Origin of the sequence: Pseudidiomarina aestuarii, from assembly GCF_048263735.1 — a bacterium.
In the GTDB taxonomy this organism is placed as follows: domain Bacteria; phylum Pseudomonadota; class Gammaproteobacteria; order Enterobacterales; family Alteromonadaceae; genus Pseudidiomarina; species Pseudidiomarina aestuarii_B.
The window spans coordinates 558,958-573,723 of the sequence record NZ_JBLXDX010000001.1 but is presented as its reverse complement, the minus strand read 5'-3'; the positions used below and the strand labels follow the sequence as shown (position 1 = coordinate 573,723).

Genomic DNA, 14,766 nt, shown 5'->3' with positions numbered 1-14,766 from the left:
CACCTCAGGTATCCAGTGCTGCGCTGTAGCAAGCAAATAGCCGGCGGTACCAGCCACGGCCAAAGCGCTCGATGATGTTGGAATTGAGTGCGTAATCGTAGGCACGCTCAGCAGAGTACTGCTGCAGGATGTACCGCAACCCTCGCGTTGACATCACTTGCACGGTGGTGGCTACGGTCTTGCTGCCAAGAATGCCGTCTACATGTGCCCCAACGACACGCTGGAGGAATTTCGCGGCATCACTCTGCCCCTGATTCACCGCAGCATCAAAGATGAGCAAGGCGAGCTCGCACGGGAACGAGCTGCACCGCAGTGGCTCCCAGTACAGGTTGTAGTATATGAAATGACAGTGCGACTCAGTCAGGTCGCTCACACTTGCCGGCAGACCTGCAGCTGAGAACTTAGGTCGTGCGATGTCGAGCGTCTTTTGGGTGACGCCATAGTTCGTGTGGCCACCTGGGTCATTCGGGTCGTTGACTTCGCCACCCTCCCAGAAGGCAACGAACTGCATGGCGAATAGGAAATTCTTGTCGTAGCTACGCATCATTCAGTCTCTTTGCCACTGGAGAACGTGCCCATTTGCCACGGCTCTATGCAAAGCAGAGCTTTGGGACGATGAAAGATGTAAATATTTAAAATGTTCATAGCCGCCATGTTGGCGGCTATGCGCTAAATAGGGGGATTAAAGCGTTTTGCTGTTTTTTTTGAAGGGTCGGCGAACATACTCACCAATAGGATTTATTCTCGCAGGTCCGTAAACTGAACCGTACAGAAGTGACCAGCTGCTAATGTTGGCACGATCAACTACCTCATCAAACTCGAGGTCGCAAACAAAATACCAGTTCCGAATATCTTCTTCTTGGTATTTCCTCAACACGAATTCACCCGCCACAGCAAATCTGTTTGGTGCTAACTCGTGCGCTACAAGCGATTCTTCTATATAGCCTAGATTTTCAAATTGGGCTTGGGCTCCGCTCTCATCAATTAGATTGGTACAAGGGTTATACTCTGCAATGTAAAAAGCGCCCAGAAGGCGATCTTCTTTCGTTTCTGACATTGTATTTATGAAATATACTAAAGCCATAACTATAACAACTAAGAGACCTAAAACTTGAAATTGGATTATGTCCCAGTTCGACTCTTTGCGCGTTAAAGACATTCTTTCCTCCTTATCCAAATAGTTTGGTCTGACGGCGCTCACGTTCCAGTTGGCGCTGCTCACGAAGAATCGCATAGACCTGTTGTGCGGTTAAATTAAACTTTTGCCGAAGCTCGCTTATATTCCTTCCATTATAAAGATGCCAAATTTCGACATCTCGAATAGCTTTGCGGAGTCGTTCATCACGAGGTAAATAGAATTGACGGCCTCCCATATGATGCGCCTGTCTGGCAACCAATCGTTTTGCTAACGTCAGTGCTTTCTCTTCATCCAGATCGGCCGAGTTAGACATCATTTCATCTTTAAAAATGCTAACCAATTCGGCAAGCGTTTGCGGCCAAGCAGCAGAACCAAGCTCTATATCTTCGGCCTTGCTTAATAATTCATCAAGGTTTTTATCATCGTCGAACATTTCATTCTGCATTTTGACGCTCCTTGTAAACCTGCTTCCCTTTTGCAAATCGCTTGAGCATCAACGAATACGAAAGGGTTCCATGCTTTAACTTTGCTTGATAATTGGTTCCAAGATGTTCATCCAGCCACTTGGCCATGAGCCGAGCATCCCATTTTTTTAAGGCTTCCAGCACCTTCACCGCTTGCTTTCCATTGAGCCAGCCGACATGTCGGACTTTGCTCATGCGATAAACCCATCTATCGAGCGCTGCTTCAGATGAGTCAGACAGCAAACCGCTTTGCGCCATATCGATCCATAATGCCCTAATAACGCGAATTTCTGCAGCTTTGACTGGTTCGCTTGATAGTGGTGATATACGATTATTTACTTTTTTAGAGCGCATTTTAAAACCGGTTCTTTTAAAGTGTTCAAGTACTTGATGAAGCTCGCTTAAACTCAGATTCTTACAGGAATTTTTACCGCACACACCTGAAAGAGCGGCTCTATATGTTTCGTCGTCTAAAGCCATTTCGCGTTTGGCGACGTGGATTAATTGGATTAATTTAGCCTTATTATTCATACATTACCTCGGCTGCTCATCAGTGTCTGGCTACCACGCCTGACAGACGCCCAGAAGGGCGTTTCGCTCTAAACTTTAGTGAAGTCCAATGAAATAGAGTGGTAGCTGCCATGTTTGTCGCGTTCATAAAACCGCATATAGGAACGGCTCCCAACTATGTTAATAGCGTCCCCAATCGCAGTCATTGCTCGTTGCCAGCGCTCATCCTGGATTTCATAGCGACGTAGAGAGAGAACTTCGCGAATATTGATATTGCCTTCTTTATCAGTTTCAAATACCCGTTCTACGAGTGTTTTTAGCTCTGAACGGGCTCCTTGAGACCAGTCTCGAACGCATTCTTTAATCAACTGTTCAGCAACTTGCAGTTCAGGCCCCAGAGTGATCCGGTCTTGAACGGCGATGGTTACTTTGAAGCGACCATCAAAACTGTAAACTGTGACGTTGCCTTTCTTTCCTCCAAGAGCCTGACCATAGCGCTCATGAATAAGCTCAATAAAGCTGTTAAAATCATCAAATAGCTCGGATTTAAAAGCCTTTAAATCCGCGCTTTTACTCGATGCCTTTTTGACGATTTCCACAATGAATTCGTTTTTCATTAAGTCTATTTGAGAGATGCTGTCGATTGGAATCAGTCGACCTTTTGCATCCTCCATGTATTTTTCATTAGTAGTCATAGGTAATTGCCTTCAGTGGGTTAAAACGGACGGGTTGGGATTGCGCTCAGACAGCCAGCGAACAGCGCAACCCTGAAAAATTCCGGTGCGAATCCGGACCAACTCACCACCACGACGAAAAGCCACCTCGCTGAATGGCGCAACCAGTGGAATGGATGCCGGAGGTTCGATAGTGATGATGGGAGCTTTACTCGACATAAACACGTTGCAAACTGTGATGTTCAACGATTGAAGTTGCTCGACAGCTGCAACAACTACTTGCCACTTTTCGATTTGTTGTTTATTCATCTGAGTCACCTTAATTATTGATACGCGCAGCAAGATTGCGCACTTCGTTTTCAAGCAGTTGAATGTAAATTGCATCGATATCCGAATCGCCCGCCTGTGAAGTGGCCTGTACATGAAGTAAGTGCAAGGTTCGTTCAGCGTTGTAAGCCGTCTGAGTGTCATCTGGAATGAACTCTGACTGAATTAATTCGCCAACGAATTGCTTTTTCTGTTGGCTATGCACACATCCGCTGCGGCATGCTTTGAAGAATCTGAGATTCATAGGATTTGACCCGGGCTTTTTACGCTGATTGGTAAAGCACTGCTGGATAGGTATCTCTCCAACAACTGGGCATACCACGGTGCGATTAAAGAAAGCGCCTTCAACCCGTTTTTTCATGTTGTCTAGGCTACCGGTGTATTTATCATTAACGAGCTGACTTACAGCGGCCCGTGACACGCCCATAACATCGGCAACAGAACCTAAACCATTACTTTCAACTTCTCGTCTTAAAACATCTAGCCATTGCATGAGTTAGTCTCCTCAGTATTAGCCCGACGCACTTCATTGTTGTTAGGGTCACTACAGGAAGAAGTCCAGCAGCGGGGGTATTCTGGGCCCGTGTCACGGATAAGGCGGTATCTGGCATAGCCGGCAATTTCGCCTGGGCGGCCAATACTTATTCTGCGCACGTAACCCCAGCGAATAAGCTCATTTACATAGCGGCTAGTCACAGCCATAGAGACTTCTGCAGCGGCACAAACTTCGGGTTTGGTGAACGAACGGGTGATTCGAATTGTGTTCCAAATCTTCTGGCGAGATGGAAGGGCTAACGAATAGGGCTTCTTGGTCACTTCAAAGACTTTGCAGCGTCGCCCCCTGCGGTTGACTAGTTCATCAACAGGTCTAACAAGTCCACGTTTACGGAGCCGGTTTACCATCGTCTGAGCATGCGCAAGAGTTACATCGAACTTGCGCATTACATCAGCTCGAGTGAAACGTCCCAACTTACGCATCGTTGCAAGCTGAGTTTCTGTTTGGATTGAAAGTTTCGTAGTGTTCATGGATTTATCCTTATAATTTTTAGCGCACGAGGTCTCACGGTTAGCGTCGCTGTAGCAAGAACAGAGGCTCTCGACCCCACTCAGCGCGTGATACGGAGTTAATTTGATTAGCAAGCGAGAAGCGCTCGATTTTCTCAAGTGCGACTAGGATTTGCCGCATCTCCCCACCAGATTCATTGCGGATGTAGCTCAATAGATCTTCTTCAACGGTTACCTTTTCCTCGAACAGCTCGGAAACCAGTTTTTGCATGTCGTCCAGATCACATGGCTGAAATTCAACCCACTCTGAAATGCGGTTAAACATCTGTTTACGGTGACTTATACGCCGAGCAATTTGCTCCATACCGATCAGCACAACGGGTTGTTCCGCGCTGTCGTAAATATCTCGTATGGTCTCCATTATTCGAGTGTTCTGAACAATGTGGTCGGCTTCATCAATGAAGAGTGAACAATGGTCAACAACCATACGGTCGATCACCTGACGAACCATGTTGGAAAGTGGTGGTCTGGGCACCTCGTTCATTTCCTCTAATACACGGCTAAGAAATGAGCTTGGAGTGTCAGTGGCATAACAACGCACATACACGCTGCGGGCTTGGTTGAACATCCAAACCACGGTTGTGGTTTTTCCAAACCCACTTGGCCCGTGTATAAGGCCTAATCCGGGGATGATCGAGCTACGACTATTGAGATTGCGAAGCAAGCTCAACGAGCGGTTTACGTTTTTGACTTGAACTACTTTGTGTTTCATAATTTACTCTCCTTAAGAGGGTTGTGATTTACGAGCGCGCTACTCGTTTTCGGCTCGCTTAGTGCGCTCGTAGATTGCTTCTTCCCGCCAACTCTTCACCTGTAAACGGCCCCAGTCATCGAGTTCGTACATAGTGATGCGGCGTTTTTCTGATTCCGTTAATGGCTCATCAATCTCCTTGGCAACCAGCGCCTGAATAATGTCTTGCTCACTGCGAATCACTTTGCGGCGAGCCTCTTTAATCGGCGCCTCAACTGCTTCAATTCGCGCTTTCTCACGGTCCAGCTCGCTAATTACGTCAGCCATATCCCGCGCCTGCGGGGTTGGCGCTATAGTCGTTGACGAGCCGAACTGAAGTGCTTTTTCAGCGTTATTAAAAAGGTTGTTTTCATGTTTCACAGCCTTACGCTCGAACTCGACAACGCCCACGCGGATAGACTTGGCAATGTCAATGCGTCGCTGATAAAGGGTGTCCAAGCCGAGAGCTTTGGCGTTACTCTTCAGCTCCCGGTCTTTTGCGCGTAGTTGTTTATGTAGGTTCTTGCGGGCTTGCGACAGCGCTGGTACCAGACCTTTCTGATGCACCTCATCAATTGAGGTGATCTGAATGAGTTCGCCGTTCTGATAGCCGTTGCGGATATCAAGGGCGTAAGCGTTTCTTGGGTTTTCGGGGTCGATGAATATTTCTACCACCGCGCCACGCATATTCATAAACTCTGGAGCGGTGTAAATCATGTTATTGCGACGGACACGACCGGCCTTAACTGTGGCCGTACCGGTGTCATTCATTAACAGTGCCAGCGCGAGCGCGTTTGGCTTTCTTGGCTGATAATGCGATTCGGCATAAACTTGGGCTGGTGTTTTACCCTTTAACCCGTCATGATTTTGGTGCTCATAGACGTTAATAATCCATTCATCAATGCGCTTTTGCACTTCTTCGCGGGTAAGCTTCACGCGGAAGATATCAGCTTCAGCCTCTCCGTTGTTCTTTGCGGCCAAGCGCTTATCGAACGCAACCTGATTCTCGATTTTCTTACGATCGGCAACATTGTGACCGATGTAACCTGGTAAGCGCTCAAACAGGTCTCGAGATATAGTCTTAAAGAAACGCTCTATGAATGGCTTTTCCCATCCAGAATATGGCGCTGAGCGCACCTGAGTTAGTCCTAGTCGATGGAAAGCAGTGGTCATTCGATGGGAAACGTAATCGCTACCGTTATCTGTTTTAATCGTTGATTCTTCGTTGGGCATGCCAAAGTCATTAATCATCTGGCGGACCAAGATAAGATTCTCTTGTGAGGTCTGACGCTCAACCAAGCGACAACGCGCCCGGCGGGTAAATGCGTCAATACCGCCGGTTATTTTAAACCGCCCATCAATACACATGATGTCAGCTGGCGTACCATCCAGTTCCCATAAGTCATTGGGCTGATTGCCCGCCCAATGCATGGCAAAATTAGGACGTTCGGCGCTGTTGTAGCGATCGATATCGGTTGAAAAAGCGATCTGCATTTCATTTTCTTTAATGAAGTTTTGCAGCCACCTGCGCAGTGTCGATTCAGATGGCAGACGCCATCCACGCTTGGCTGAACGGTTTTCCGTTTTCAGATCATCAAGTACTATCCGTGCCTTGAACTCTTTACTTAGGTGAGGGAATCGATAAACGTAGCTCTCTAGCCATTCAGGCAGCCCTTTTTGGCTGTCGATGATGTTGTCACGCTTTACTGCGTTGTAACGCCCGCACAAAGCCTCGAAGCCGCTCTCATTTAACGTATTCCTCCAGCGATAAAGCTGCGCAACAGATACCTGATGCACCACATCCTGAAGGCTATTTGGAAGGGGGATTTTTTTACTGTTATACGCCTGGCAAAAAGCTTCTAGAGTTTTTCGACCAGACCCGTGTTCTCTCTGATATAAATCAGCGGCGACAACAATTTCATGACGTGCTTTTCCGCGTTTTAACTCTTTAAGGGAAATTTCACCACGCTCATGTTTGGATTGAAGCGACGCAGCTACGGTCTCTTTGGTGAAAAACTCCTCAACCATAGCTTTTATATCTTCCGGTAATGAGTCCACCAAATACAAGGTTACTGGACGGCAGAACTCGTCGGTTCTTTTAACTTGCCCAGCTTCAATCCAATTCCCATTAGCTTTAATACGATAGAGGGACGTCTTTGATTTTCCAGTGATTTCAACCAACGTCGGAATTGCTATTGTTTTTGGCGCATTCAAACTCATCGCGCTTCTCCTTGTCGCTTAGCGCGCGAATCTGTACTATCATTTTTTTCTAGTCGCTTACGCCCACGGCGAAGCAAGATGGGATTTCCGTTATTGTCATAACGAGATGGCCAAATGTCCCAAGGGTTTAACCCAAGCGTGTCGGCTATTATTTGTTGAACTCTAGGCCAGCGAACAGCCAAGGTTCGAGGCAGCGCAGATGGCGAAAGGTTGTGATGTATACCTAACTGGCGCAGAGTCCAGCCCGCTTTCTCTAATGCACACTTTATATCAGCAGGATGCATATCGTGAGCGGGGCCAGGTGCCAACCTGGCTTTTTTGCAGCTTTTATTGTTCATCATATAGATAACAATGAACATTATTCATGTATGCGTCAATAGCGCAAATGAGAATTATATTGTTCATTTCCTTAGTTCGTTGAAATTTCAGGAAAAATAATGAACAAAGAAAATGATAATGAGTTGGGGAGTATTGGTAAGCGCCTGAAGCAGGCTCGCTCATCACTAGGTTTGAACCAAACTGAGTTTGCTGAGTTGGTTGATATGTCAATGCGAGGATATCAATCGAATGAGAGAGATATTAGCAGTCCATCTGCTGCCGTTTTACGGAAGTTCGCTGACTTGGGTATAAGTCCCTTATGGCTGTTGAATGGGACGGGCAAAATGCACTTAGATCAAAAGTCTCAGGATATCTATCGAAACGGCGAAATTATGGAGGAAAATACTGGATACCTGGTGAAATCACTAGACGTTATTTTTAACAGATTGGTTGAATCAAATTGCTCAGAAAATAAAGTGCGTAAATTACATACTTTATATGACGAAATGAGAGTGCAGAATACAGCTGCTTTCTTTAGTTTTATTGAAGAACTTAGCGAGCCTTTTGGATCATTTTTTTTAATACCGGTTATAAATCCTACTAACGAATCTATGTTTCATGAATTCGGCTCAGATACAGACCTCTATCATTTCCATCCGGTAAGAATAACCTGGGTAAGAGACAAAAAATTAGATCCAAAATACCTAAAAGCGGCATTCCCCAGCGACGACTCAATGGCTCCAACTGTAAACCGTGGTGATATCGTGATAGTTGATGAAAGAATATCTGGTGATCTAACCGGATTATTCCTTTTCGAACTCAACGACAGAGTTGTTATTAGAAGATTTGATTCTGGCTTTAGTGGGATAACTATTTCAACGGATAACGCTAAATATCCGAACGAACAGTTAAGCGAAGAGCAAGCGGCGAGGATCAAGAAAATCGGCAAGGTGGTCCGAATAGAAACGAATCATGAATAAATTTAAAGTATGGGAAAAAGCATGTATATTCACTGGCAATATAATCCTTTAAAGACGATGCATGTAGAGCAATTCCCACACTGTTAGCAAAAGCGTTTCTATGACCTTCTATATCAGCGATAAATAAAAGTAAAAATGACGTTTAAGCCCTGTTTAATGCAACTTATATAGGTCATAGCCAGACACATCAGCTGAAAAATCCTGGGAAAAAGGTATTGGTATCTTTTTCTCATTCGACCCCAACCAGGTAGACCTACACGATCGTTGCAAAGCCAGCCAGCTCGGGCATTTCGTCCCATTTGATTCCGTTAGATCCCAGATTTTCCCTGTCACATTTTGGGTGGCGTCCCTGTCTCATACTGATGACTCGTTACAACATCAAATACTAAAAAACCGCCACTGGGGCGGTTTTTTAGTATTTGGCGGAGAGAGAGGGATTCGAACCCTCGATACGCTATTAACGTATACACACTTTCCAGGCGTGCTCCTTCAGCCACTCGGACACCTCTCCTGTAGGGCGCGTATACTAAGGGATAGGAGGTGATGAGTCAACGACTAAGGAAAGGAAGGTAAAAGTTGTGGGGTTTCGACCTAAGTCGAATGGGAAATGCGGCGATTGAGGTTATTCTTAGAGCTGAGTATTCATGGACAGATGAGGTAGGCATGAGTTATCCGCGGGAGTACGAATCGTCATTGCAGAAGGCTGATGCGTTTTGGTTGAAGCAAGCGCGCGGTTTGCATTGGTTTCGTGAGCCGCAACTTGGTTATGAGTTGAAGGCAAATGGTACGGCTGCATGGTATCCGGATGGACAGCTCAATTTAGCCTTTATGGCGCTTGATTATCATGTCGATAATGGCCGTGGTGAGCAGGCTGCCTTAATTTACGATTCGCCTGTAACGCAATCGAAGCAGGTGTTTACCTACCGTGAGTTAAGGGATCAGGTCGCGCAGTTTGCAGGACTCTTGAAAAAGCAGCATGTGAAGAAGGGTGATCGGGTGGTCATCTACATGCCGATGATACCGCAGGCAGCTATTGCAATGTTGGCATGTGCACGCTTGGGCGCTGTTCATTCCGTGGTATTTGGTGGCTTTGCTCCGCATGAGCTGGCGGTGCGCATTGATGATGCGCAGCCCAAAGTGCTGATTACTGCGAGCTGCGGCATTGAGGTGGATAAGATATTGCCATACAAGCCCCTTGTTGATGCAGCAATTGACAAGGCGACGCACCAACCACAGCAAGTGATTGTCTGGCAGCGAGAGCAATGCAATGCAGAACTTCAACAGCCGCGTGATATTGATTGGGCTGAGGCGGTCTGTGATGTAACGCCAGCCGAATGTGCAGTCGTGCAAGCGACGGATCCACTCTATATTTTGTACACATCGGGGACTACCGGCAAACCTAAGGGCGTGGTGCGGGATACCGGTGGTTATGCCGTTGCGCTCAACTACTCCATGGAGTTGGTGTATGGCCTCAAAGCTGGCGAGGTTCTCTTTACTGCATCCGATGTCGGCTGGGTCGTGGGGCATTCGTACATTGTTTATGGACCATTGTTGAGCGGTGCAACGTCGGTATTGTATGAAGGAAAACCTGTCAGAACTCCGGATGCTGGCGCTTTTTGGCGCGTCTGTGCGGATTATCAAGTCAACGTATTGTTTTCAGCGCCCACGGCGTTTCGCGCAATCAAAAAAGAAGACCCACAAGGGCATCAGTTAGCTCAGTATGATTTGAGCAGCTTGAAGCGGATTTATATGGCGGGTGAGCGACTCGATCCGCCAACATTGGAGTGGACTCAAGCCATCACGGGGAAGCTCGTTTATGATCATTGGTGGCAAACCGAGAGTGGTTGGCCCATTTGTGCGAATCCAGTCGGTGTCGCTACTTATCCCATCAAACCGGGTTCAGCGACACTACCCGTTCCAGGTTATGACATTCGTATTCTGGCGCCAGATGGCTCTGAAGTGGCTGATGACGAGCAAGGCGCTGTTGCGATCAAGTTACCGTTGCCGCCGGGCTGTCTCACCACCATTTGGGGTAATGAAGAGCGTTTTGTTGCTGGCTATCTGACCGAATTTCCTGGTTATTACAGTACGGGTGATGGCGGCTATAAAGATGATGACGGTTATGTGTTTATCATGGGACGCACGGATGATGTGATCAATGTTGCTGGTCATCGGCTGTCTACCGGTGAAATGGAGGCCGTATTAGCCATGGACTCCGCGGTTGCAGAGTGTGCTGTGATTGGCATTCAGGATGAGCTGAAAGGGCAGGTGCCGCTGGGCTTGGTGATTGTGAAAGATGGTGAGCAAGTATCTGCCGAAACATTACAGGAACGACTGGTGCAACGTGTACGCTCCGAAATAGGCGCAGTGGCTTGTTTGAAGCAAGTGTTGATCGTGCCGCGCTTACCGAAAACGCGCTCAGGCAAAATTTTGCGCCGAGTGCTACGTCAACTTGCTGATGGCACCGAGGTGGTGGTGCCATCAACCATTGACGACCCGAGTTGTATTGACGAGTTACGTGAACGCTTGAGCAACCTTGCTGGTCACTAAGCTAGGTAGTCGGGGTTTATAGCTCATCGGCGGCATCATTGTCTGGACGCTTGTTGGTCTTAGACTTGGTGTCGCCTTTTTTCTTGGCCTCGGTTGCTTTCGTTGCGAACTGCGTTGGCATTTCTGCAGTCCAAGACTTTACGTGTAGGTCGCGCTGTGGGAAGGGAATTTCAATATCATACTCTTCTAATGAAGTATGAATTTCCCACATGAAGGCTGCTTTTACTGCACCAGGGCGTTTGACCGCTTCTGGTTTCAGCCACACGACTAATTCAAAATTTATCGAACTGTCACCGAACTCCGTCAGCCACACCTGCGGACCGTTCCGATTATCATCAGATAACGTGTGAGGAACTCTTTCGGCAGCTTCGAGCACTGCCTTACGCACCAATTCCTTGTCTGTTCCGTAAGCAACTCCAAATTCGATCTTGATGCGTCGCAAGGTGTCACGCATAGTCCAATTGGTCACGCGGCCGGCAACAAACTCAGAATTCGGAACAATGATATCGATATTGTCGTTGGTAGTGATCACTGTGCTACGAATATTAATTTCACGCACTTCGCCAGTCACACCTGACTCGAGCTCGACAAAATCGCCAACCTTCAAGGTCTTGTCAAAGAGCAAAATCAGACCAGAGCTGAAATTACTGACTAACGTTTGTAGACCGAAACCAATACCGACACCGAGCGCACTGGCAAATATGGCGAACTTCGTTAAATCAATGCCGATGGATGCCACTGCGAACAGAAAACCAATCAACATTATCACGTAATGGGTAATGCGATTGAGTGCATACAGTGAGGATTCAGAGACAGAATTGCGGAAATGACCAATGCGGCTGAGTGCTTTCTGTACCAGTCGAGAAACCACATAAGCCACAATAATAATGACAACAAAGGTCAAGACAGACGAATAGGTGACCGCCGTCTCGCCAACGCTAAACAGCTCGGTATCGAGCCACGAAAACGTCGCGCGCACACTTTGCAAAAAGGCATCCATGCGCGCTTAACCCATTTGTGCTTGCAAATACAACTCCAGACCCAAGCGGTCAATCAGTTCAAGTTGCTGACGCAACCAGTAAGCATGGTCTTCTTCGGTGTCTCGTAAAATACCGATGAGCATATCGCGAGTCACGTAATCCCCCGCCTTCTCGCAAAAGCCAATGACTTCACGAAGGGTACGCGCATTACCATATTCGAGCTCGAGGTCATTCTTGAGCATTTCAGGCACCTGATGCCCAATTTTGTGTGGTTCGCGGCCATCCATATCAGGCTTTCCACCCAAAAACAGCATCCGCCGAATCAACAGATCGGCATGTCCGCGCTCGTCGTCAACTTCATGATTGATGCGCTCATAGAGTTTGTTTAAGCCCATGTCTTCGTATTGACGTGAGTGCGAGGTGTATTGGTCAATAGAAGTGAGCTCGAAAGCAAGCAGGCGATTGAGTTGTTCGACAATGGCTGGTTTATCTAAATTCATTCGTCTACTCCGAATCTAATTTGGTTTGCAGGTAGGTGGCAACGCCGAGGTTTTCCATCAGGCCGAGTTGCGTGTCTAACCAATCGTAATACTCTTCTTGCTGCTCGAGAATCTCATTTAACATATCACGGCTGACGTAGTCTTGTGCTTCTTCGCACTGTGCCATCACACTCCGGATAACCTGAATATCAGCAAGCTGGACTTTGCAGTCGAGTTGCAGCATCTCTTGTGGATCTTCACCGATATAAAGTTTACCTAGGTCTTGCAGGTTGGGCAGGCCACCTAAAAACAACAACCGTTCGATAATATCATCGGCATGTTTCATTTCTTCAATGGATGCTTTATAGGCTGACTTATTTAGCGCAGCAAAGCCCCAGTTTTTATACATACGGGCATGCAGAAAATATTGATTAATTGCGGTGAGTTTATGGGTAAGGACCTTATTCAGCCCTTGCAGGACGCGTGGTTCGCCTTTCATCGGGTACTACTCCTGTCACTAGATATTCGTCTAGCTTAAGTGTAGCACACCGTCATTGGCAAGAGGGGTTGTTGCTTGAAGCGTGCATTGCGTTCACTCACCGCTTCTTTGAGCACGTCTTTGGCACAGCTGGTACAGCATCCGCATTGCGTCGCTACGCCATATTGCTGGCGTAATTCACGCATAGAGCTCACGCCATCTGCGACTGCTGCGCGGATGGTTTTGTCGGTGACGCCTTTGCATAAACATACGTACATGGGATGCTCCAATCAAATCTGGAGTAAATGATAACGCAAACAGGAATGATTCGCAATAACAAAGATAGTGAACAGTGAATGGTGAATAGTGAACAGAAAAACTATGGGGTCTATTCTCTGTTCACTATTTACTGTTCACTGGTAGTTAGAAAGAGATAATCAGTAGGATGATGTGGAGTGCTACTACCGTGAAGGTCAGTTGTCCGCGCATGGCTACATACCACTCGTGCTCGGCGAGGTGGCGACGCTCGTAGTTGAGCCAGAACAGATGCAATACGGCAAGCCACGCGAGTATGGCGAGCGAGGATAACCAAGCCGATGCTGCTAATGCCGCAAAGGCTAGTATCGGTGGCACCATGCACCAGCCAAGTCGCCGGTTGGTTGCTGAACTGGGTTGGACCATCTGCAGGCCCCAGTGGACGCCGGCGAGGAAACTGATAATGGCGACGCTGTAATAAATGAACCATTGAATGGCTGTGGCGCCATAAACATCGAGCAAGCCGGCGAGCGCCAGCAGCAAAAATGGGACGAGGCCGGCGAAGCCTAAGCGTTGGGCAAATTGCTGCTGCTGTTCATTCATACGGCAAATCCTGTTTTCAGTAGGTAAATGGTATAACTCACATAACACAGAATAAAGATCACACCATGCACCCGATTCAGACGATTAGGACGACCCACGCGGAAGGCAAATGCTGCCAGTAGGAAGGTCAGAATGAACATAGCGACCCAGTCACGACTGACAACCAGTGGTTCAAGACTGATCGGATGTATAGCACCGGCTAAACCAACGACCGCCAGCGTATTGAATAGATTGGAACCAATGACGTTGCCTATTGCAAGGTCATGCTCATTCTTGCGCACCGCAGCAATTGCGGACGCTAATTCCGGCAATGAGGTACCGATAGCAACTACAGTCAAACCGATGACCAAATCGCTGACACCGAGCGTTGTGGCAATGTCAACAGCACCCCATACCAACAAGCGAGAACTGATAATTAAGAGCACTAAACCTAAAACCAGCCAAAAAATGGCTTTATTGAGTGGTAACGCATGTTCCTTGAGTTCGGCTTCAAACTCACCGCTTAAGGTATCGTCTTTGCCACGCATACCTTGATAGATGCTCCAGCCTAAATAGCTGGCGAAGAAAGCGAGCATCATCCAGCTTTCCAGTGCGGTGATATTGCCATCCCAGATTGGAATCAAAACACCTAAAGTGAATAGCAATAATATTGGCATTTCGCGTTTGAGGACTTGGCTACTGACTGCGATAGGTGCGAGCACTGCGGTAATACCCAGAATAAGCGCGATATTAGTGATGTTGGAGCCAAAGGCGTTGCCGAGTGCAAGGCCTGGGTTGCCTTGTGATGACGCTAGCGCAGATACCACAAGCTCAGGCGCGGAGGTACCAAACCCAATAATCACCATACCAATAAGCAAGGGGGGCATGCCCAAGTGGCCTGCGGTTGCTGCTGCACCATCGACGAATTTATCTGCACTCCAGACCAAAATAATCAATCCAACAACAACGGCGCCAATAGCTAACAACATAAAATAGTCCATGAATGAAAAACTTGG

Annotated in this window: 18 protein-coding genes, 1 tRNA gene and 1 other RNA gene; 2 read left to right on the top strand and 18 right to left on the bottom strand. The window is 47.4% G+C overall.

The features are described from left to right. Positions 1-4 precede the first annotated feature (4 nt). From ACN0S4_RS02685 to ACN0S4_RS02635, 11 genes are all read right to left on the bottom strand, one after another. The gene (locus ACN0S4_RS02685) at positions 5-547 is read right to left on the bottom strand and encodes a glycoside hydrolase family 108 protein (protein WP_417656172.1); all 543 of its coding nucleotides are present in this window, start codon (positions 545-547) and stop codon (positions 5-7) included. Positions 548-682: 135 nt separating this feature from the next. Beyond that, the gene (locus ACN0S4_RS02680; RefSeq protein ID WP_417656171.1) at positions 683-1,159 is read right to left on the bottom strand and encodes a hypothetical protein; all 477 of its coding nucleotides are present in this window, start codon (positions 1,157-1,159) and stop codon (positions 683-685) included. A 10-nt stretch (positions 1,160-1,169) separates the two neighbouring features. Beyond that, positions 1,170-1,583, bottom strand: coding sequence for a Mor transcription activator family protein (locus ACN0S4_RS02675; protein WP_417656170.1), 414 nt, complete (start codon positions 1,581-1,583; stop codon positions 1,170-1,172). Next, complete coding sequence (locus ACN0S4_RS02670; RefSeq protein ID WP_417656169.1) at positions 1,573-2,133, bottom strand: gp16 family protein; 561 nt, start codon at positions 2,131-2,133, stop codon at positions 1,573-1,575. Before ACN0S4_RS02670 ends, ACN0S4_RS02675 begins: the two co-directional genes overlap by 11 nt. Before the next feature lie 6 nt (positions 2,134-2,139). After that, an RNA gene (locus ACN0S4_RS02665) (hammerhead ribozyme type II) lies at positions 2,140-2,202 on the bottom strand. Continuing rightward, on the bottom strand, positions 2,202-2,807 hold the full coding sequence (locus tag ACN0S4_RS02660; RefSeq protein ID WP_417656168.1) for a DUF3164 family protein: 606 nt from the start codon (positions 2,805-2,807) through the stop codon (positions 2,202-2,204). The genes ACN0S4_RS02665 and ACN0S4_RS02660 overlap by 1 nt, the downstream gene beginning before the upstream one ends. A gap of 12 nt (positions 2,808-2,819) precedes the next feature. Further along, entirely contained in the window at positions 2,820-3,095 is a 276-nt protein-coding gene (locus tag ACN0S4_RS02655; RefSeq protein ID WP_417656167.1) for a hypothetical protein, read from the bottom strand. A gap of 10 nt (positions 3,096-3,105) precedes the next feature. Then, positions 3,106-3,606 carry a helix-turn-helix domain-containing protein gene (locus tag ACN0S4_RS02650; RefSeq protein ID WP_417656166.1) on the bottom strand — a complete coding sequence of 167 codons (501 nt, stop codon included), beginning with the start codon at positions 3,604-3,606 and terminating at the stop codon, positions 3,106-3,108. A gap of 573 nt (positions 3,607-4,179) precedes the next feature. Then, a complete protein-coding gene (locus ACN0S4_RS02645; RefSeq protein WP_417656165.1) occupies positions 4,180-4,890 on the bottom strand; it encodes an AAA family ATPase in 711 nt (236 codons plus the stop codon). Between the two features lie 39 nt (positions 4,891-4,929). After that, on the bottom strand, positions 4,930-7,128 hold the full coding sequence (locus ACN0S4_RS02640; RefSeq protein ID WP_417656164.1) for a DDE-type integrase/transposase/recombinase: 2,199 nt from the start codon (positions 7,126-7,128) through the stop codon (positions 4,930-4,932). Further along, the gene (locus ACN0S4_RS02635; RefSeq protein WP_417656554.1) at positions 7,125-7,412 is read right to left on the bottom strand and encodes a helix-turn-helix domain-containing protein; all 288 of its coding nucleotides are present in this window, start codon (positions 7,410-7,412) and stop codon (positions 7,125-7,127) included. The genes ACN0S4_RS02640 and ACN0S4_RS02635 overlap by 4 nt, the downstream gene beginning before the upstream one ends. A gap of 153 nt (positions 7,413-7,565) precedes the next feature. Between ACN0S4_RS02635 and ACN0S4_RS02630 the strand changes: the two genes are divergently transcribed. Further along, the gene (locus ACN0S4_RS02630) at positions 7,566-8,426 is read left to right on the top strand and encodes an XRE family transcriptional regulator (RefSeq protein WP_417656163.1); all 861 of its coding nucleotides are present in this window, start codon (positions 7,566-7,568) and stop codon (positions 8,424-8,426) included. Between the two features lie 420 nt (positions 8,427-8,846). Here the strand turns inward: ACN0S4_RS02630 and ACN0S4_RS02625 are convergent. Continuing rightward, positions 8,847-8,937, bottom strand: a tRNA-Ser gene (locus ACN0S4_RS02625). A 152-nt stretch (positions 8,938-9,089) separates the two neighbouring features. Here ACN0S4_RS02625 and ACN0S4_RS02620 point away from each other — a divergent pair. Continuing rightward, positions 9,090-10,976 (top strand): acetate--CoA ligase, encoded by a 1,887-nt coding sequence (locus tag ACN0S4_RS02620; RefSeq protein ID WP_417656162.1) that lies wholly within the window; start codon positions 9,090-9,092, stop codon positions 10,974-10,976. Between the two features lie 16 nt (positions 10,977-10,992). Here the strand turns inward: ACN0S4_RS02620 and ACN0S4_RS02615 are convergent, their stop codons facing one another. From ACN0S4_RS02615 to ACN0S4_RS02590, 6 genes are all read right to left on the bottom strand, one after another. Next, entirely contained in the window at positions 10,993-11,976 is a 984-nt protein-coding gene (locus tag ACN0S4_RS02615) for a mechanosensitive ion channel family protein (protein WP_417656161.1), read from the bottom strand. Between the two features lie 6 nt (positions 11,977-11,982). After that, positions 11,983-12,456, bottom strand: coding sequence for a bacterioferritin (bfr, locus tag ACN0S4_RS02610; RefSeq protein WP_417656160.1), 474 nt, complete (start codon positions 12,454-12,456; stop codon positions 11,983-11,985). A 4-nt stretch (positions 12,457-12,460) separates the two neighbouring features. Continuing rightward, on the bottom strand, positions 12,461-12,934 hold the full coding sequence (bfr, locus tag ACN0S4_RS02605) for a bacterioferritin (protein ID WP_417656159.1): 474 nt from the start codon (positions 12,932-12,934) through the stop codon (positions 12,461-12,463). A 35-nt stretch (positions 12,935-12,969) separates the two neighbouring features. Continuing rightward, positions 12,970-13,191 (bottom strand): bacterioferritin-associated ferredoxin, encoded by a 222-nt coding sequence (locus ACN0S4_RS02600; protein ID WP_169930253.1) that lies wholly within the window; start codon positions 13,189-13,191, stop codon positions 12,970-12,972. Positions 13,192-13,336: 145 nt separating this feature from the next. Continuing rightward, positions 13,337-13,771, bottom strand: coding sequence for a DUF3429 domain-containing protein (locus ACN0S4_RS02595; protein WP_417656158.1), 435 nt, complete (start codon positions 13,769-13,771; stop codon positions 13,337-13,339). After that, positions 13,768-14,739 carry a calcium/sodium antiporter gene (locus tag ACN0S4_RS02590; protein ID WP_417656157.1) on the bottom strand — a complete coding sequence of 324 codons (972 nt, stop codon included), beginning with the start codon at positions 14,737-14,739 and terminating at the stop codon, positions 13,768-13,770. Before ACN0S4_RS02590 ends, ACN0S4_RS02595 begins: the two co-directional genes overlap by 4 nt. Positions 14,740-14,766 lie beyond the last annotated feature (27 nt).